Here is a 17,517-nt window from a genome sequence, read left to right on the forward strand (position 1 = left end):
TGGAAGGAGGCGCTGAACCAGTTCTCACTCTTCTTCGAGGACCGGCTCAGCATCCGATAACCACAAGGCACTTACACGAGATCGCTTACACGCCCCCGGGCGACCGGGGCGTCACCGCAGCGCGTCGGCCAGGGCGGTGAGGAGCGCGTCGACGGCGGCGGGGTAGGCGTGTGCGCTGGGGGTCGCGTAGCCGATGACGAGGGCGGCGGGGTCGGATGGTTCGTCGGCGCGCAGGTAGTGGTCGAGGGTGTTGAGCGCAACGCCGTGGTGGCGCAGTGCGGTGGCGACCCTTCGGTTGTCGGTGTGTTGTGGTGGTTGCAGGAGGAGGTGGAGTCCGGCGGCGATGCCGATGACACGAGCGGCGGGGACGTGTTCGGTGACGGCGACGACGAGTGTGTCGCGGCGCTGCCGGTAGGAGCGGCGGCGAGCGCGCAGGTGGCGGTCGTAGCCGCCGGAGGCCAACAGGTCGGCCAGGGCGAGCTGTTCGAGCGGTGGGGTCTGGCGTTCGGCGAGGCGTTTGACTTCGATCAGTGCTTCCAGCAGGTGTGGTGGGCAGGCGATCCAGCCGAGCCGGACGGCGGGTCCGGGGGATTTGCTGGTGCTGCCGACATAGGCGACGTGGGCGGGGCGGCGGGCCTGGAGTGCGGCGACGGGCCGTCTGGCGGCTGGTCCGGCTGACGGCCCTCCGACCTGATCACCTACGCGTGCTCCGCCTTCACGGACAACGGCGCCGGGACACCGGCGCGCCCGCCGCCCGTGCGCCCCGGCCACGAGCACCTTCTGGTCGCCGCTGGGCGTCTCGCGGAGCGCCGGTCAGCACGCCCGGGCGGTGGTGGTGCGAGGCCGAGGCGTGTTGGCGGGGTCGGCGCCGGCCGCGCGAGCCGGGACTGTCGGGCGGGCCATGAAGCCGCGCTGGGCCAGGGTCGGCAGGCGGTGACGGTCGCGGGTGTCCTCGTCGAAGTCGTCGAGGAAGCTGTGCAGGACGTCGGCCAGCTCGTCCATGCTCTCCACGGCGAACAGGACCGGTTGGTACCCGGCGACCTGGTAGGGGCGGGCCACCAGCTCCGAGAGGTCCCAGGGGCGGATGTCGGCCTGCCGGAAGCGCCTCAACTCGCCGTAGGACGAGAGCAGGGCAGCTCCGTACGCCTTGACCGTGCCGCCCTCGCGTACGACGCCGTACTCCAGGGTGTACCAGTAGACGCGGCTGATCAGGTCCAGCGCGTCGTCGCTGTCGACCCGTGCCGCGGCCCGGCCGACCGTGCGGTAGAGGTCGGCGAACCACGGGTCGCTGAGGTGGATCCCATGCCCGAAGACGTCGTGCAGGATGTCGGGTTCCGGCGTGTACAGCGGCATGCGCGGGTGCCGAACGTACTGCACCGCGTGGAAGTGGCCCGACGCCATGGCTCCCAGGAACCGTTTGTTCGCCACGATGCCTCCCGCCAGGGTGAACGTGAACCCCGAGAGCGACCGAAGCCGTTCGCCGACCTCCGCGTGCTGGGGCACACGATCCGCCGGCACCGGAGCGCGCCGCGCGACCTCGCGGACCCTGGCACACACCCGGCCGCGCCGCGCGGCGCCGAGCGCCGCGTGCACGGCGCGCCAGGTGGCGTGCTCCGCCTTGCTGTAACGGACCAACGGCGACGGCGCACCAACCTCGTGCCCCTCGGCAAGCGCCACGATCGCGTCGCGTCTGCGCCGGTAGGACAGGTCGCTGAAACAGGGATGCGAGTCGGCAGGGCCGAGACGCCCATCCCGGGTGAGCGGGGTCTGCGCCATCAGATCGATCACCCGCCGCATCCTCGCCCGTATCAGCCCCGCCCAGGTGGCACCACTCGTACGAGTCAGCCGAACGGGTGAACACGGCACGGCTGCGCCGCCCAGGCGGTCCCGAGCTCACCGCCGTCAGCCGTCTCCGGGCAGTCCTCGCCCTCCGTGTTCTGCAGCCGGAACCGACTGCCGGGCAACAGCTCACGGGCGCCGCTGGCGGTCGGTGGGCGCGAGGCGGTGTCGCAGCGGCACTCGGACGGTGGCGCGTCGTTCGAGGGACCCAGACCGCTCCAGCGCCACCACGCCGCAGTCCGCTACCGGCCCTCCGCGCGGCGCCCGTCCCGAGCACCAGATCCGGCCCGAGGCCGGACCCGTCCAGGCCTGCCGCTCCGGGCGTCCGCTCCTCACGGCGGGGCTTCAGTGCTTCGGGGCTCTCTTCGTTGTCCTCCTCAGCGCGCCGCGGGGCGTCGTGGTCCGTGGCCACGACCGCCGAACGCGCAGCCCGTGCCGCCCTACGGCGCCCGGCGCAAAGGCGCCCCGCACGCGGGTACCTGCGGGGCGCTCGTCCGTGCTGCTGTCAGGCGGGGCGGATGTGCTCCGCCTGCGGGCCCTTCTGGCCCTGAACGACGTCGAAGGTCACCTTCTGGCCCTCGACGAGTTCACGGAAGCCCTGGGCGTCGATGTTCGAGTAGTGGGCGAACACGTCGGGGCCGCCGCCGTCCTGCTCGATGAAGCCGAAGCCCTTTTCCGCGTTGAACCATTTCACCGTGCCGGTAGCCATGCGCTCCTCCTTCATGGGAACTGATCGGGTCCCGCTCGTGCGGGCCCGGAGGTGATCGCCCTGGTCCGGAGAGGCGTCGAACAGCAAGAACGCCCACGGCATGTGACCGCGGGCGAGAACTTCGGAACCACGACTGCTTGATCAAAACGTTACACCGCAGGGAACACCGCAGCCAGGCAGTCGAACCGGGACACGAAGCGGAACGGCTGTGGCACCCTGCACGCTTCGGTCGGGTCGAGCCGCTGGCGGTCGCGAAACCACGAGCGGTACTGCCCTGCCGAGCGGATGTGGGGGCCTCGTACGGGCAGCCCTAAGAGAAAGGCCGGCCTCGGTGCATCGGGCAGGTGTTTCGGGAACCACCCGGGCCCGGGCGGCAGGACCCGCCGTCCGCCGCTCCGCCGGGCGCTTGCCGTTCCGGTCCCGGCGCTCCGGCCGTCCGTGGCCTCGTTTCACCCGTTGCCGACAGCAATGTCGTGCGGGCAGACGGAAACCTGCAAGGTGGGCTCCCTTCGCCGGCATGGTCCGGATCAGGTGTTGGAGGTCGCCTTCCGGTCTCACAGACCTTCCGGCCTCTCAGCCCGACCGCCGACAGACACCCCGCGCGGAGCCTCCGCCCATCGCCCGGGGCCATCCGGTCGAACTCCCTCGCTCGCCCTGCAGGCCACTTCCCAGGATACTCCGGCCCCCACCCTGTACCAGGGCCGGGCGGCCCATGCCCGACCTCTCGGCCTCGTTCATTCTGGAGATACGGGCCCCGGACGAAGAAGGTGGTTCCCATGCCGAATGCGGGTGCCAGCGCCCGGGCCCTGGCCCGCTTCGTCGCCGACGAGAGCGGGCGCCCCGATGCCGCGAGCACGGCCCACCGTCCGCCGGGTTGACCGGCAGACGGCCGAGCACCCGACCCCGACTTGCCCATCCCCCGGGACGAGAGCCCCACCGCCCCCCTCAACGAACAGGTCTGGACATGAACGCCGACACGACGGACCAGCAGCCGCGCACCAAGCAGTGGACCCTGCGCGTGGACCTCTTCGAGGAGGGCGACGTCACCAAGGTGCACGCCGTCCTCGACACCGGCGACAACCGGCTGGAGAGCCGCACCGTCGCCCACCGCAACCCGCACGACCCGCCGGTCCCGGAGATCGGCGACGAGTACGCCGCCGCACGCGCCCTCATCGACGTCGGCAACCAGCTGCTCCGCGCCGGGCGCACCGACGCCGCCGCCAACGAACCGCCACTGCACGGCTGATCACCGGAAGCCGCAACTGCCGGCCCGGGAAGCGACGGTCGGCGGTCACCTCCGCGATCGGGTGGGTGTGGATCTCCCCGACGCCCCCGCGCTGTCGAAGTCGTTCACCGCATGGCTGACGGCTCCGTGCACGCGCCCAGTGCCGTCGCACACGACCTCGGCCAGCGGGGCGTCCGGCCCGGCCCACCGACCCGAGTCCGTCTGCGGACGCCCTCCAGGGCCTGGGCGAGCGTCGCCGAAGTTCGCCTGGTGCTCAGCGTGAACGGTTCGGCCCCGGGGCGAGGCGGTCGGTGAACCACCGGGCGGCCAGGTCGCTGCGCCGCACCTGCTGCAGGAGCTCCACCTGCCCGGTTTGGGCGAAGTCCAGGACCTCACGCGGGTCCTCGGCTTGGTCCAGCAGCCTGTTCGTCTTGATCCGGAACAGTTCCGCGATACGGTCCGCGTTACCGGTCATGGGCTCCCACCTCCTTCGCGGCCGAGGCCGCATGTCCGAGCCCCGCTGCCGGCCCGGGGTGGCCGGTGCTCCTGCTCGTCGAGGCCGTACGACCACCCTCCGTCCGTTGCCGACGCCGGACAAGTCGCCACCGGACGGCCGTGGGCTCGGCTGCGTGAACGGATACGAACGCAGGCACCTGGACCCGGCGCGGGGTGCTCCGCGTGCAGCGGCCACGCACCCCTTCCGTCGCGCCCGGCCGTCCAGAGCGCGCGGTGCGTTGCCGTCTTCGTCCATCCGGCGTTGCTGCAGACCGAACACGGTGGCGCCGATGTCCCTGTGGACGAAGTGCTCGATGCGCCCCTGGCCGTCGAGGGCGCCGAGTGCTGCGCAGCGCGCGCCGGTGAGGTCCCGGGCGGCCGTCACGATCTGCCGCAGGACGGTCGGCAGGCTGATGCCGGTGGTGACGGCCATGACGGCGCGCAGCAGGTCGCGCAGGCGCGACGGGGTGTGCGGGGCCTCCTCGGCGCTGGCCGGCAGCCGGTCGACTGCTTCACTCGGGGAGGGTGAAGGACCACCCGGTCACGACGGTCGGGCTGATGCGCACCAGCCGACCTGCGGGCACCGCCCGGCTCGATCCGTCCCCCGCGGTGCCGGGGGCCGCTCTCGTCGGGTCCGTGACCGTGTTGGCGTAGCCGGTGACGGACACACTCCAGGCGCTGCCGCCTTCCGCGTCCGTGCGGTCGGTTTGAAACGCCACGACCGACCCGTCTATCAGACCCGCCAGGCGCCCGTCCCCGTTGTCACCGACCACCACACCCTCGTCGTCCACCCGGAACGCCACCGTCACCACGCTCGGCAGCGCGTGCTCGGTCAGCACGACCCGCCCGTACCGGCACCCGGCCAGGAGCCGCAGGCACTGCTGCCGGCCCAGTACAGCGGGCATGGCCACGCTCTCGCTCATGCCCCGATGATCCACCCGGGACCGGAGGCCCCGCATGGGCCGATCGGCCCCGTTTCCCACCGCGAACGGGCCACCCGCCGCCCACGACGCACAGCCATCGTGCGCGAGGACGCCGGCCGTGACCCGAGCCCATCGCGGCGGTGATCGACGCGCAGTCGCTGCGGGCGGCAGCCACGGTGTCGGCGGCATCACGCGGATACGACGGGGCGAAGCAGGTGCCGGGGCGCAAGCGTCACATCGTGGTCGACTGCCTCGGGCTGCTGCCTGCCGTGTGGAGCTGGCACGAGCGACAGGAGTTCACCCGTAACCACCAGGCCCGCTACCGCGATCGACTCAGACTCGCCGCCTGATCATCAACACCCGATCGGACCTGCACCCTACGCAGAGGGCGTGCTCAGCATCGTGCGGGTCTCCTGAACCAGTGCCCGAGCCCGGGCCACCGTCGCGCCCAGTGCCTCAGGAGTCTCTCCCGGGCACCCCAGCAGGCCGCGCACGCGCGCACCGAAGTCCGGCGGTGCCATCGGCAGGGTCTCGGCGACAGCCAGGGCACCCTTCTCGTTCAGGCACCATCGCTTGTCCGCGGCGTACAACGCCTGTACCAGCACGCCGACCGCTCGCGACAGACACAGGGACACGTAGAGGACGTCGGCCCGTGCAGCGCCTTTCGTCGCGGCATCGACCAGGAACTCCGCCTCCCAGGCTCCCGCCGTCAGCGCTTCCCGCAGTTGCTCCGGATACGTCGCGGTCCGCCGCCGAAGGTCGGTCAGCTCCCCACCGGGGTCGGTCAGTATCTGCCCCAGCGCCACCTCGCCCGCATAGCAGGGCGACCAGAATCCGAGCGGATGCCCCGCCTGCACCCCCACCTCGTACCGGCCCTCGCAGCAGTCAGCCCACACCTGCTCGACCCGGCCCAGGTCCCGAAGGATCCAGTCGACTGCCACCCCGTCAACCCGCAGCCACGCGCCACCGTTCACCCAGGGCCCCCAACCGCCCGGAGCGGCCACATCCACACCCGGCCCGGCCAGCGTGCGCAACGCGGCGAGGTCAAGCTCGCCACCGCGGTAGTAGACGCCGAGATCCCAGTCCGATTCGGGACGGTGCTCTCCACGGGCCCGGCTGCCGCCGAGAAGCACCCCGACCACGCCCGGCACCTGAGCCAGGTCACGAGCCATGTCCTCAATGATCATCCGCATGGCGCGAGTCTGGCACTCGCCGACGCGCCCGCCCAGCTCATTTCGCAGCGCGCGATCCCCACCCAGCGACGACTACCGCATCCAACGGAACATCCAAGTACCGGCGTCTGGGGATTCCCACCGGTGGCAACACCGGCAGGGCGCCTCGGCAAGACCGTCAAACGCGCCGAGTCGATCAAGGAACACCACGCGCAGCGAGGTTGGACGCCGAGCTCAGCCGGCACATGCCTTTCGCTGCGCGGCGCGGGGGCTTTCCGTTTGTGGCTCGGCGAATACCGGACGCCTTGGGCTGTCGCGGCGGTCCGAGGAGTTCCGGTTGTCGCGGCCGCTGTCGGCGGGGCGGTTGACCCGGCCGTAGCGGCCCCGGCCGGTGGCGGAGTTGCGCCGCGGCCGTTCGACGACGGGGTTGGCGACCGTGGTGGGGATGCCGGTGGGAGTGCGGGCGCCGGTGATGCGGGCCAGGTCCTCGTCGCCGGAGCTGACCTTGGTGGTGACAGGGGTGATGGCTGCCTTGGCCATCAGGCGGGTCATCTCGCGGCGTTGGGCGGGCAGCACCAGGGTGACGACGGTGCCGGACTCGCCGGCCCGGGCGGTTCGCCCGCCCCGGTGGAGGTAGTCCTTGTAGTCACTGGGCGGCTCCAGGTTGACGACGAGGTCCAGCCCGTCGACGTGGATACCGCGCGCGGCGACGTTGGTCGCGACCAGCGCGGTCACCTCGCCGGTGCGGAACTGCTCCAGCGTGCGGGTGCGCTGGGGCTGGGCCTTGCCCCCGTGCAGGGCCGCGGCCTTCACCCCGTTCGCGAGCAGGACGTCCACCAGGCGGTCCGCGCCGTGCTTGGTCTCGGTGAACATGATCACCCCGCCCTCACGGGAGGCGATGTGGGCGATGGTGGCGTCCTTGTCGAAGGCCTGCACCTGCAGCACGTGGTGCTCCATCGTGCTGACCGTCGCGGTTGCCGGGTCCACCGAGTGTGTGACCGGGTCGTGGAGGAATCGTCGCACCAGACGGTCCACGTTGCGGTCCAGGGTGGCGGAGAACAGCATCGTCTGGCCGTCCGCTCCGACCTGCAGGAGAAGCTCGGTGACCTGGGGAAGGAAGCCCATGTCGGCCATCTGGTCGGCCTCGTCCAGCACCGTGACGCCGACCCGGTCCAGTTGGCAGTCGCCGCGCTGGATCAGGTCGTTCAACCGCCCCGGGGTGGCCACCACGACCTCCGCCCCGCGGTTCAGCAGCCACGCCTGACGACTCATCGACGTCCCGCCCACCACGGTCACCATCCGCAACCGCAGAGCGTGAGCGAACGGCGTGAGCGCCTCGGAGACCTGCTGCGCCAGCTCACGGGTCGGCACCAGCACCAGCGCCAGCGGGCGGCGCGGCTCGGCCCTTCGCCCGGCGGTGCGGGCCAACACGGCGAGCCCGAACGCGAGGGTCTTGCCCGAACCCGTCTGCCCGCGCCCCAGCACGTCACGGCCCACGAGCGAGTTCGGCAGCGTCACCGCCTGGATCGGGAACGGCACCGTGACACCCTGGCGGGCCAGGACGGGCAGCAGCGCCTCGGGCATGTCCAACTCGTCGAAGGACGTGGCAGCCGGCAGCGTCGGTGTGGTGCTCGCCGGCATCGCGAACTCGCTCCTCCCAGAGACGCGTTGGCCGGCGTTGCGGCCGGAGGAGGGAAGGTCGGCGTGGACGGAACCGCTGGCGGGGCGGACGCTGTGTGCGCCGTCGGAGCGGCGGCGGCCCGTCTGGTGCGGGGAGCGGCTGGAGCGGTTCATACGGGATGCCTTTCCTCGGCGCGGCGCGTCGCGAGGAGGACTCGGCCGGCGCTGGATGCCGACGTAGACCGCAAGGGAACGGGCCGGGAGATGCGGTGGGCGGAGCGTGGACGGAAGAACCGTGCGGTACGTCGACCACCGGCTGGGGCTCACCGCGCGGAGCGGGAGCGGAGAACCGCAGGCCGCTCCGCGGGCGGAGCGCCGATCCGGGCGCTGCGTCGTGCGTCTCACGGGGGGCTGAGGCGGGGCCATGGGGCCGGGTGCGTCGTGATGCGATGCCGAGGGGCCCGCACTGCCGTGCAAGCAGTGCGGGCCCCTCGCTGCCAGGCGGGTGCCGGGCGGTACTACAGCGGGCGAATGTTCTCGGCCTGCGGGCCCTTCTGGCCCTGCGTGACGTCGAACTCGACCTTCTGGCCCTCGAGCAGCTCACGGAAGCCGTTGGCCTGGATGTTCGAGAAGTGGGCGAAGACGTCCGGGCCGCCACCCTCCTGCTCGATGAAGCCGAAGCCCTTCTCCGAGTTGAACCACTTCACAGTGCCATTAGCCATAAAAATCTCCTTCAAAGGGCTGTCCGAAGCGCGCGATCGCGGACTCCGGGTACGCCGCATGGAGAACCCGCCCGGGGAAGAGCCGGGGGAACAAAAATGCGCCCGCAACACAGGCAAGGCGCACACAAAGTTCATGGGAACCACTACTGCAACTAAAACGACTCTAGCAGGTCGGGGCCCGAAACGGCGGAATCCTTCCTTCCCGGCCCCACGCGAACCGCGCCTGCGGCATCTCGCTGCAGGCCCCGACAGGACCAAGTCGCTTGCCCCACAATCCACTTGAGCAGTCGATCATTCTCCCACCAGCGCCTGCGGGAGGATCGGCCCCCTGCCTTTCACCAGCGAGACAGGGGCCCGCACGTGGCACAGAACGAGCGCCGGAGACATCCGGAAAGCCGGGACACCAGTGCGACCTGAAATTCCCCTTCCCGCGGGGTGTCCATTTCGCGCTCTGCGGCGCACACTGGCGGCAATGACAAATTTCGCAGCACCTCGCCGCCCCCTGCCTACCAGCCCCTTCAAGAGCCGAACGCAGGCAGCACCACCCAAACACTTCGCCGTCGGCGACCGTGTCACCCACGACCGGTTCGGCCTCGGCCGGGTCATCGACGTCGAAGGTGAGGGCGCCATCGCAACCCTCGTCGACTTCGGAACGCGCCAGGAACGCCTCACCCAGCCCTACACCGCGTTGTACAAGCTCTGACCGCCGCCGCGCCGGGTCCCGGGCGACCGCAGGGCCGACGCGGCCTGGCGCCGGTGCCCCGCCCGGCCGGCAGGCCCGCGGGCCGGTTCCTCCGCAACGGGCGCGTTGACCAGCGGGCAGTGGCAACAGAGCCGTGCGCGGCGACCGGAGTCCGTTCGAGGACTGCCGTGCGCGCCGGCCACAGCCGGAACTATCCTCTGGGGGCATGTCGAACCCTGATGCACTGCTCGTCGAGATCGCCGCGATGGTGGAGTCCGAGCACAGCAACCAGATGCCCCTGACAGTCGTCGTACCGGGCGCGGTCATCACCGGGCGCCTGGCCCCGGAGAGCCTGTGGCACGAGCGGGTCGCCGAAGTCCTCACGGCCTCCGACCACCTGAAGCCCTTCGCCGCGCTGTTCTCGGCCCCCGCCGCTCACCTCGCCCACGACACCGGAGGCGATACCCCGCACACCGCCCGGCCCACCCATCTGCACCTTCACGTCGCCCGCATCCTGCAAGGCAGCTACGCCCTGCCTCACACCGGAGGCATGTACCGCATCGCCATCGCCGACATCAGCAGCTGGACGGTGGGCGACCTCAGCTACACGGACCAGTGACGCACTGCCCGGGGCGGAACACGCCCCGGTCAACGGCAACACACTGGGCCGCCGGTGCGAGCCGGCGAGCTCACCGAGCACGGCGAGCTGCAGCACGTCGGCGGGGCCGTCAGGCAAGGAGGTCGAAGCCGAGGGCCTTGAGGGCGACTTCGGCCGCCTGCTGGTCCTGCTCGGCGGTGCCGCCGGAGATGCCGACGCCGCCGATGAGCTTGCCGTCCTCCAGGATCGGGTAGCCACCGCCGACGGCCATCAGCCGCGGGTGGCCGGCCAGCGGCGCGACCCTGGGATCGGCCACGTAGTCGTTCCAGGTGTGGGTGGCGAAACCGAAGGCGGCCGAGGTCCATGCCTTGTCGACGGCGACCTCGCTGGCGAGGAAGGGCGTGGCGTCGGTGCGCTGGAAGGCCCGGAGGTGGCCGCCGGCGTCGGTGACGGCGACGGAGGCCTCGAAGCCGATCTCCTGCGCGGCGGTCTGCACCTCGGCGATGAGGGCGTTGGCCGCGGCGAGGGTGATGGATGCGGCGGAGGTGGACTTGATGAGGGGCGTGCTGGTCATGACTACTCGTCTCTGTGCTTGTGGGTGTGTGGCCGTGCCGGCCGGTGCGAGGGCGCCGCGCAGGCGTCGAGCCGCGACGGCGGGGCGTGAGTACCGGCCGTTACGGAGTCGGCGGATCCCCGACGGACGACGGGCGACGAGCGGCCGGTGACCCCGCGAGCGGTGCTCGTGGTGGCGACCGTAGCCCCGAGGGGGCGGTTACCGGCAAGGGCGCCTACTTCCCATCAGGAAGTAGGCGCCTGACGCCGAACGGTTGCCGGTCCGTCTCGTCTTCTGCCCCGTCACCGACCTGCGGAAGGGACCGGAACGGGCGATCCGTCGTCCACGATGACGGCCGTGATGCCGCGGGCCTCGGCGGCCCGGCGGGAGCGCTCCTCGATGTCGGACTGTTCGCCGTAGGTCGGCGGGTTGTTGAACAGCCCGTAGTGCATGGCGCAGGCCGTGGTTGCCCCGAGGACGGCCGCGGCCTCGACGGCGTGTTCGGGCGTCAGGGTGACGGGGAGGTTGGCCTCGTAGCCCTCGAAGCGGGCGATGACGCCGTTGACGGGCACGAACGCGACGTCGAACGGGCCGTGGTCGCGGCGGGTGACGGCACACCTACCGCCGCCCGGGGCGAACTGCCCTACGCCGGAGCCGACTCGAGCGCGCCGACCTGGTCGATGTTCTCCTCGACCCAGGTGCGCAGGGCGTTGAGCGGGACGGCCACACTCCCACCGAGAACGGTGAGCTCGTACTCGACGTGCAGCGGGACGGCCGGGTAGACCGTGCGGTCGACGAGGCCGGAGTCCTCCAGGCGGCGCAGGGTCTGGGTGAGGACCTTGGGGCTGACGCCCTGGAGGCGGCGCTGGAGCTCGCCGAACCGCTGCGGTCCGTCTTCGAGTGCGCCGATGGCGAGCGCGGACCACTTGTTGGCGAGCAGGTCGAGCAGGGCCCGGCAGGGGCACTGGGCGGCGTAGACGTCGTGGTGCGAATGCTGGCCGGTCAGGCAGGTGGTCGCCATGTTCATCACTCTTCTCACCAGGTCACTTCCCGACGGGAAGTAGAAGACCTTGATGGTAACTACACCCCCGGGGATAGCTTCAACCCCGTCAGCGAGAAGGCCGTCGAGGACCTTTCGCAGGTTGCCATTTCAGGAGGAGAGTCATGTCCGAAGAGACGATGCGCGCGGTGGTTCAGGACGCTTTCGGTGGCCCGGAGGTGCTGCGGGTCGCGCAGCTGCCCAAGCCGCAGCCGCTGCCGACCGAGGTGCTGGTGCGGGTGCACGCGGCCGGGATCAACCCGGTGGACTGGAAGACCCGCGGCGGCACCGGCATGGCGGGGATCCTGGGTGAGCCGCCGTTCACCCTGGGCTGGGACGTGTCGGGCGTGGTCGAGGCGGTCGGCTTCGGCGTCACCACGTTGAAGGTCGGCGACGAGGTCTACGGCATGCCGTGGTTCCCGCGCGCGGCGAGCGCCTACGCCGAGTACGTCACCGCCCCGGCCCGCCAGTTCGCCCGCAAGCCGGCCACCATCGACCACGCGCACGCCGCCGCCGTGCCGCTGGCCGCCCTGACCGCCTGGCAGGCCGTGGTCGACACCGCCCACGTCCAGGCCGGGCAGCGGGTGCTGATCACCGCCGCCGCGGGCGGCGTGGGCCACTTCGCCGTCCAGTTCGCAAGGCACCTCGGCGCCCACGTGATCGCCACCGCCAGCGCCGCCCGCCACCCCTGGCTCAAGGAGCTCGGCGCCGACGAGGCCGTCGACTACACCACCACCCGCTTCGAGGAGGCCGTCGCCGACGTCGACGTCGTGATCGACCTGGTCGGCGACGCCCACGACAGCACCAGCACCCGCTCGCTGAAGGTCCTGCGCCCCGGCGGCCTGCTGGTCGCGATCCCGGCCGGCGTCTCCCCGGAGCTGGCCGCGGCCGCCGAGGCGGCGGGGGTGCGGGTCACTCCGTTCCTGGTCGAGCCGGACGGCGCCGCGATGGCCGCCATCGCCGATCTGATCGACGCCGGCGAGCTCGCCGTCGAGGTCGAGGAGGCCTTCCCGCTGGAGCGGGCCGGCGCGGCCCACGCCCGCGGCGAGGCCGGCCGCACCCGCGGCAAGCTCGTCCTCACCGTCACCAACTGACCGCCCCGACAAGACTTCTGGAGTGACACCGTGTTCTACGAGATCCGCCGCTACCAGGCCCACCCCGGCCGCCGGGACGAGTGGGTGCGCTACATGGAGGACGTGGTCATCCCGTTCCAGGCCTCGCTCGGCATGGACGTGACCGCCTCGTTCACCGACGAACAGGACGAGGACGGCTACGTCTGGATCCGCCGCTTCGAGGACGAGGCCCAGCGCGAGGCGCTGTACGCGGCCGTCTACGAGAGCGACCGCTGGAAGGACGAGATCGGCCCCATGGTCTACGGATTGCTGATCCCCGAGAAGTCCGTGGTGTACCGCGTCGCACCCACCCCCGCCTCGCCGCTGCGGTAACCAACCTCCCGGGAGGGTACCCGTGGCATCCGCGCAGCCCCCAGGGACATCCCGACCGGAAGCGCGTCGGCCACCGCCGCCGCGAACGTGTCCGCCTGCCGGTCAGCCGGAGGCGGACACGTTCGCGGCGAGGACCCGCAGGATCCGCATCGCCTCGGCATACTCTCCGGGCGGCAGCCCCATGGCCTCGCCGATGGCGGCTGGAACGACGCACGCCCGGGCGCGCAGGTCGCCGCCCTCGTCGGTGAGCGTGACCATGACCGTCCGCTCGTCGTCCGGGCGGCGTTCGCGGCGGACCAGGCCGACCGTCTCCAGGCGCTTGATCAGGGGCGTGAGGGTGCCGTAGTCGAGCTGGAGGGCGGCCCCGATCTCCTTGATCGCCACGCTTCCGCGCTCCCAGAGCACCAGCAGGACCAGGTACTGGGGGTAGGTCAGCCCGTGCTCCTCCAGGATCGGGCGGTAGCGCTGGGTCACCGCGCGGGAGGCCGCGTAGAGCGCGAAGCACAGCTGGTCGCCGAGGAACAGCGAGTACTCCTGGTCATCGGCTGCGGCCCGGCTGGTCGGCCTCTCCTGCGGTGATCCCATCCGACAAGCCTAGAACCCCGAGCGGGCGACTTCAACGCGAGCGTTTTACTTGTGCACAATGTAATCGTGTCATAGGTTTTCCCTCGGCTCCGTCACTGGAGCCGTCACCCCGTCATTCCCCGTTCCGCACAAGGGAGTCAGCCATGTCCGAGTACAGTCCTGTGCCGCCCGTCCTGGAGCAGGCCGCCGCCGACTTCGCCGCCGCGACGGCCAATCCGCCCTACCTCTTCGACCTCGGCCCCATCGAGGGCCGCAAGGCGGTGGACGAGGTCCAGTCCGGGCCGGTCGACAAGCCCGAGGTCGCCGAGGAGTGGTTCACCGTGCCCGGCGGCCCGGTGCAGGTCCGGATCGTCCGGCCCGTTGGGGCAACGGGCTCGCTGCCGGTGATCCTCTACATCCACGGCGCGGGCTGGGTCTTCGGCAACGCCCACACCCACGACCGGCTGGTGCGGGAGCTGGCCGTCGGCACGCAGGCCGCGGTGGTCTTCCCGGAGTACGACCTCGCCCCCGAGGCCCGCTACCCGGTCGCGATCGAGCAGAACTTCGCCGTCGCCCGGTGGATCGCCGAGGACGGCGCCGCGCACGGCCTGGACGCCGACCGGATCGCGGTGGCCGGCGACTCCGTGGGCGGGAACATGGCCGCCGCACTCACCCTGATGGCCAAGGAGCGCGGCGGCGTCCCGCTGGTCCAGCAGGTGCTCTTCTACCCCGTCACCGATGCCGCCTTCGACACCGGCTCCTACCACCAGTTCGCCACCGGCTACTTCCTGCGCCGCGACGGCATGCAGTGGTTCTGGGACCAGTACACCACCGACCCCGCACAGCGCGCCGAAATCACCGCCAGCCCGCTGCGGGCCACCGTCGAGCAGCTCACCGGCCTGCCGCCGGCCCTCGTCATCACGGCCGAGGCCGACGTGCTGCGCGACGAGGGCGAGGCCTACGCCGCCAAGCTGCGACAGGCCGGCGTCCCCGTCGTCGCCACCCGGTACCAGGGCATCATCCACGACTTCGTGATGCTCGACGCCCTGCGCCCCACCCAGGCCGCCGAGGCCGCGATCACCCAGGCCGTCACCGTGCTGCGCAAGGCGTTCGCGCACGCCTGAGCAGCGGTCAGGTCCCGGGATCGCGTGTGCTCGGCGGGCCTTCACCCGAAGGCCCGCCGAGCACACGTCAGACTTCCTTCAGCCGCCCGCGGATTGCCCCGTCGCACAACGGGCGGCACTGTTTCGAGCTGTCCGGCCCGCCCACGGTGGCGCCCCGGCCCTCCCCTCATCCAAGCACCGCGCGCCGCGCGCAGATTGGCTGACCCATACCCATACCCCGGACACCCCTGACGGCTGCCCCGCACGCCCCGCCCGCCGCCGGCCCACCGGCCGTGCGGCGGTACCGAATCCGGGTCCGCAACGTACCGGCCATCGTCGCCGTCGTGGTGATGAGCCTGCTGAGCCCCGCGCTTTCCCAGGCTCCCGCGAGTGCCGCCGCCCCCGCCGCCACGCGGGCGGCGGCCGTCGCCCCGGCGAACCAGGCAGCTGGTCACGCAGGCCGCCAACGGTGACCTGACGATCAGCTACCCCGTCAACAACGTCGACCCCACGCTCGTCAAGAACCGCGTCCTCGACTTCATCGGCACGGCGAACCCGGGCCCCACCACCGCCAGCGACAAGATCGCGCAGACCGTCGCCGCTTGGACGCCAAGGACCCGGTGGGCACCCTGGGCCACATCGACGGGCACTGGCCCGGCTGCACGTGCACCCTCAAGGCGCTTCACCGACATGAACGCCGTCCAGGTGAGCGACCTGGCCGACGGCCTGCGGGGCGCGAGGTCACGCGCCGCGCCCGCCCGGCCCCGGGCGGTTCGCCGATGCGCGGACGAACTCGGCCGGGCCCTGGCCGTACCGGCGCCTGAACGCCCGGCTGAAGTGGCTGCTGTCGGCGAACTGCCAGTACGCGGCGAGTTCCGAGATGCTCGGCCTGCCGGTCGCCAACAACAGCGCGGCCCTGGCCTGTTCGAGCCTGCGACGGCGGATGTACGCGGCGACGGTCTCCTCGCCGCCCTGGAACGCCCGGTGCAGCGTCCGGACGGAGACGGCGAGTTCCCTGGCCAGCAGGGCGGGTGAGAGCTGCGGATCGGCGAGGCGGGCGTCCGCGAGCTCCCGGGCGGCCTGGGCCAGGGCGGGCGCATGGGCCGGCTCGGTGGCATCGGGCTGTTGCCGCAGCACGCCCCGGACCAGCTCGATCAGGGCCAGGTGGGCGGCCTGGGCGCCGCCCGGGGAGAGGTCCTCCGCGCTCCGGGAGAGGAGCCGCGCGTGCCCCAGCAGCAACCGGGTCTCGGCCGTGGCCGAGCAGCCGGTGACCAGCCGGTCGCCGATGAGCGGGCCGAGCCCCAGAGCGGGCAGGATCAGCACCGTCGCCCTGGCCTGCCGGGCCGCCTCGAAGGTCGGCGGCCCGCTGCGCTGGAGCACGAAGTCCCCGGCAGGAACGGTGAGTCGGCCCTCCCGGCGCCTGGAGAAGTCCCAGACGCTGCGGGTGACCGCGTGGAACAGGACCATGTCGTCGCCCTGGTCGAGGGCGCCGCCGTTGGTCCCGGCCAGCGAGTGGCTGTGCACATCGGCGACCACGGACTCGTGCACCAGGACAGCGCGGGCGCTGATCCTGAAGTCCCCCGCGGCCCCGGGGGTGAAGGCCGGCGCGGGATAGGCCTCGCCGACCTGCTCCTCCCAGCCCTGCCGGAACCTGTCGAACCCTTGCTCCGGGGCGCCGGGGGCGGTCACGTCCGCCGCGAAGCTCCCACCGCCGCCAGGTCCGCTCATCCCCGACACCGTCGCCTCCCCGGGCTGGCGCTGAAGTCCTCGCACTGTGGCGTTCATGTCCAAGTCTACGGGGCCGCACCGTTCCTAGGGTGGAGGCGGTTGCGGGAGGCGGGATTCCAGGCCTGCCGCGAGCCGGATCGGAACACGCGGAATTCGCCGAGGAGGGCATCGTGAGCACGGACAGCGGGCGGGTCGTGGTGGTGACCGGAGCCGGGTCGGGGATCGGTGCGGCGATCGCCCACCGCTTCGCCGCCGAAGGCGCGACGGTCGTCCTGGTCGGACGGACCCCGGAGAAGCTGGATTGCACAGCCGCCGGGGCGCCCGAGGGCGCCCGGGTCGTCGCGCGGACCGCCGACCTCACCGTTCCCGACCAGGTCGAGGCGCTGTTCGCCGACATCGCCGGCGAACTCGGCCGACTGGACGTCCTGGTCAACAACGCGGGCGCGCCCGCGTTCGGCGCCGTCGACGCGGTGACCCCCGAGGCCTGGCGCGCCGCGATGGCGCTCAACCTGGACGCGGTCTTCCACGCCAGCCGGGCCGCGCTCGGGCCGCTGCGGGCCGCGCGCGGCTCCATCGTCAACGTGGGCTCAACGGGCGGCCTGGGCGGCGACTACGGCATGGCCGCCTACAACGCGGCCAAGGGCGCCGTTGTCAACCTGACCCGCGCCATGGCCCTGGACCACGCCCCTGAGGTACGGGTCAACGCCGTCCATCCGGGGTTCACGCTGGGCACCGGCATCACTGCGGGCCTGACCACCGAGTCGCCGGTGGTCCAGGCCTTCGCGGAGCGCATCCCGCTGGGCCGGGTCGCGCTCCCCGAGGAGATCGCCTCCGTAGTCGCCTTCCTCGCCGGTCCCGACGCGCGTTACGTGACCGGCGTCCAGCTCCCCGTCGACGGCGGCCTCGGCGCCTCCAGCGGACAGCCCCGTATCGGTCTGTCAACGACCCGGGACTAAAGTCCCGGGCTTGAGGCAGAATCAGGTGAAGCGGCCACAGGCCGCGAACACGAGCCGGTGGGCCGGATCCGCATCGTGCGCGGCATTCTGCGCGGCGACGCCGAGCACGTAGTTCACGAGCGTTCCGGCCGCGTCGGCCCGAAC

At 71.8% G+C, this 17,517-nt stretch carries 22 protein-coding genes; 9 read left to right on the plus strand and 13 right to left on the minus strand.

What is annotated here, in order from left to right; genetic code table 11:
• Positions 1-111: 111 nt before the first annotated feature.
• From ACPC54_RS40125 to ACPC54_RS40135, 3 genes are all read right to left on the minus strand, one after another.
• Positions 112-771, minus strand: a complete 660-nt coding sequence (locus ACPC54_RS40125) for an aminotransferase class I/II-fold pyridoxal phosphate-dependent enzyme (RefSeq protein ID WP_498972363.1) — start codon at positions 769-771, stop codon at positions 112-114.
• A gap of 42 nt (positions 772-813) precedes the next feature.
• On the minus strand, positions 814-1,788 hold the full coding sequence (locus ACPC54_RS40130; protein WP_498972365.1) for a phenylalanine 4-monooxygenase: 975 nt from the start codon (positions 1,786-1,788) through the stop codon (positions 814-816).
• A gap of 556 nt (positions 1,789-2,344) precedes the next feature.
• The gene (locus ACPC54_RS40135; protein ID WP_380416960.1) at positions 2,345-2,548 is read right to left on the minus strand and encodes a cold-shock protein; all 204 of its coding nucleotides are present in this window, start codon (positions 2,546-2,548) and stop codon (positions 2,345-2,347) included.
• Positions 2,549-3,512: 964 nt separating this feature from the next.
• On the opposite strand from ACPC54_RS40135, the gene ACPC54_RS40140 reads away from it, so the two are divergent.
• Positions 3,513-3,794 (plus strand): dsRBD fold-containing protein, encoded by a 282-nt coding sequence (locus ACPC54_RS40140; protein WP_498972367.1) that lies wholly within the window; start codon positions 3,513-3,515, stop codon positions 3,792-3,794.
• A 253-nt stretch (positions 3,795-4,047) separates the two neighbouring features.
• Here the strand turns inward: ACPC54_RS40140 and ACPC54_RS40145 are convergent, their stop codons facing one another.
• Entirely contained in the window at positions 4,048-4,248 is a 201-nt protein-coding gene (locus tag ACPC54_RS40145; RefSeq protein WP_498972369.1) for a hypothetical protein, read from the minus strand.
• Positions 4,249-4,530: 282 nt separating this feature from the next.
• Here ACPC54_RS40145 and ACPC54_RS40150 point away from each other — a divergent pair, with 282 nt between their 5' ends.
• Entirely contained in the window at positions 4,531-4,797 is a 267-nt protein-coding gene (locus ACPC54_RS40150) for a hypothetical protein (protein WP_498972370.1), read from the plus strand.
• On the opposite strand, the gene ACPC54_RS40155 is transcribed toward ACPC54_RS40150, so the two are convergent.
• Positions 4,781-5,191, minus strand: coding sequence for a pyridoxamine 5'-phosphate oxidase family protein (locus ACPC54_RS40155; RefSeq protein WP_498972373.1), 411 nt, complete (start codon positions 5,189-5,191; stop codon positions 4,781-4,783). The genes ACPC54_RS40150 and ACPC54_RS40155 overlap by 17 nt on opposite strands.
• 140 nt (positions 5,192-5,331) lie before the next feature.
• On the opposite strand from ACPC54_RS40155, the gene ACPC54_RS40160 reads away from it, so the two are divergent.
• Entirely contained in the window at positions 5,332-5,541 is a 210-nt protein-coding gene (locus tag ACPC54_RS40160; protein ID WP_498972375.1) for a transposase, read from the plus strand.
• Positions 5,542-5,568: 27 nt separating this feature from the next.
• Here the strand turns inward: ACPC54_RS40160 and ACPC54_RS40165 are convergent, their stop codons facing one another.
• The 3 genes from ACPC54_RS40165 to ACPC54_RS40175 form a co-directional block, all read right to left on the minus strand.
• Positions 5,569-6,384 carry a DUF4037 domain-containing protein gene (locus ACPC54_RS40165; RefSeq protein WP_498972377.1) on the minus strand — a complete coding sequence of 272 codons (816 nt, stop codon included), beginning with the start codon at positions 6,382-6,384 and terminating at the stop codon, positions 5,569-5,571.
• Between the two features lie 213 nt (positions 6,385-6,597).
• Positions 6,598-8,157, minus strand: a complete 1,560-nt coding sequence (locus ACPC54_RS40170) for a DEAD/DEAH box helicase (RefSeq protein WP_498972379.1) — start codon at positions 8,155-8,157, stop codon at positions 6,598-6,600.
• Positions 8,158-8,501: 344 nt separating this feature from the next.
• The gene (locus tag ACPC54_RS40175; protein WP_097236452.1) at positions 8,502-8,705 is read right to left on the minus strand and encodes a cold-shock protein; all 204 of its coding nucleotides are present in this window, start codon (positions 8,703-8,705) and stop codon (positions 8,502-8,504) included.
• 472 nt (positions 8,706-9,177) lie between these two features.
• Here ACPC54_RS40175 and ACPC54_RS40180 point away from each other — a divergent pair, with 472 nt between their 5' ends.
• Complete coding sequence (locus ACPC54_RS40180) at positions 9,178-9,408, plus strand: hypothetical protein (RefSeq protein WP_498972381.1); 231 nt, start codon at positions 9,178-9,180, stop codon at positions 9,406-9,408.
• 205 nt (positions 9,409-9,613) lie between these two features.
• Entirely contained in the window at positions 9,614-10,006 is a 393-nt protein-coding gene (locus ACPC54_RS40185) for a GvpU-like protein (protein WP_498972383.1), read from the plus strand.
• A gap of 109 nt (positions 10,007-10,115) precedes the next feature.
• Here ACPC54_RS40185 and ACPC54_RS40190 read toward each other — a convergent pair whose 3' ends face one another.
• The 3 genes from ACPC54_RS40190 to ACPC54_RS40200 form a co-directional block, all read right to left on the minus strand.
• Positions 10,116-10,559, minus strand: a complete 444-nt coding sequence (locus ACPC54_RS40190) for a GlcG/HbpS family heme-binding protein (RefSeq protein WP_498972385.1) — start codon at positions 10,557-10,559, stop codon at positions 10,116-10,118.
• 281 nt (positions 10,560-10,840) lie between these two features.
• A complete protein-coding gene (locus ACPC54_RS40195) occupies positions 10,841-11,110 on the minus strand; it encodes a hypothetical protein (RefSeq protein ID WP_498972388.1) in 270 nt (89 codons plus the stop codon).
• 71 nt (positions 11,111-11,181) lie between these two features.
• Positions 11,182-11,559 (minus strand): winged helix-turn-helix transcriptional regulator, encoded by a 378-nt coding sequence (locus ACPC54_RS40200; RefSeq protein WP_498972390.1) that lies wholly within the window; start codon positions 11,557-11,559, stop codon positions 11,182-11,184.
• A 143-nt stretch (positions 11,560-11,702) separates the two neighbouring features.
• Here ACPC54_RS40200 and ACPC54_RS40205 point away from each other — a divergent pair, with 143 nt between their 5' ends.
• Entirely contained in the window at positions 11,703-12,671 is a 969-nt protein-coding gene (locus ACPC54_RS40205; protein ID WP_498972391.1) for an NADP-dependent oxidoreductase, read from the plus strand.
• Positions 12,672-12,701: 30 nt separating this feature from the next.
• Positions 12,702-13,022, plus strand: coding sequence for an NIPSNAP family protein (locus tag ACPC54_RS40210; protein WP_498972393.1), 321 nt, complete (start codon positions 12,702-12,704; stop codon positions 13,020-13,022).
• A gap of 102 nt (positions 13,023-13,124) precedes the next feature.
• On the opposite strand, the gene ACPC54_RS40215 is transcribed toward ACPC54_RS40210, so the two are convergent.
• A complete protein-coding gene (locus ACPC54_RS40215) occupies positions 13,125-13,607 on the minus strand; it encodes a MarR family winged helix-turn-helix transcriptional regulator (RefSeq protein WP_498972395.1) in 483 nt (160 codons plus the stop codon).
• Positions 13,608-13,750: 143 nt separating this feature from the next.
• On the opposite strand from ACPC54_RS40215, the gene ACPC54_RS40220 reads away from it, so the two are divergent.
• Complete coding sequence (locus ACPC54_RS40220) at positions 13,751-14,710, plus strand: alpha/beta hydrolase (RefSeq protein WP_498972397.1); 960 nt, start codon at positions 13,751-13,753, stop codon at positions 14,708-14,710.
• Between the two features lie 720 nt (positions 14,711-15,430).
• Here ACPC54_RS40220 and ACPC54_RS40225 read toward each other — a convergent pair.
• A complete protein-coding gene (locus tag ACPC54_RS40225; protein ID WP_498972400.1) occupies positions 15,431-16,417 on the minus strand; it encodes a helix-turn-helix domain-containing protein in 987 nt (328 codons plus the stop codon).
• A gap of 170 nt (positions 16,418-16,587) precedes the next feature.
• Here ACPC54_RS40225 and budC point away from each other — a divergent pair, with 170 nt between their 5' ends.
• Entirely contained in the window at positions 16,588-17,373 is a 786-nt protein-coding gene (budC, locus tag ACPC54_RS40230) for a meso-2,3-butanediol dehydrogenase (RefSeq protein ID WP_498972402.1), read from the plus strand.
• The last annotated feature ends 144 nt before the right edge of the window (positions 17,374-17,517 follow it).

It is taken from the genome of Kitasatospora sp. NPDC094028 (genome assembly GCF_049543595.1).
Classification (GTDB): Bacteria; Actinomycetota; Actinomycetes; order Streptomycetales; family Streptomycetaceae; genus Kitasatospora.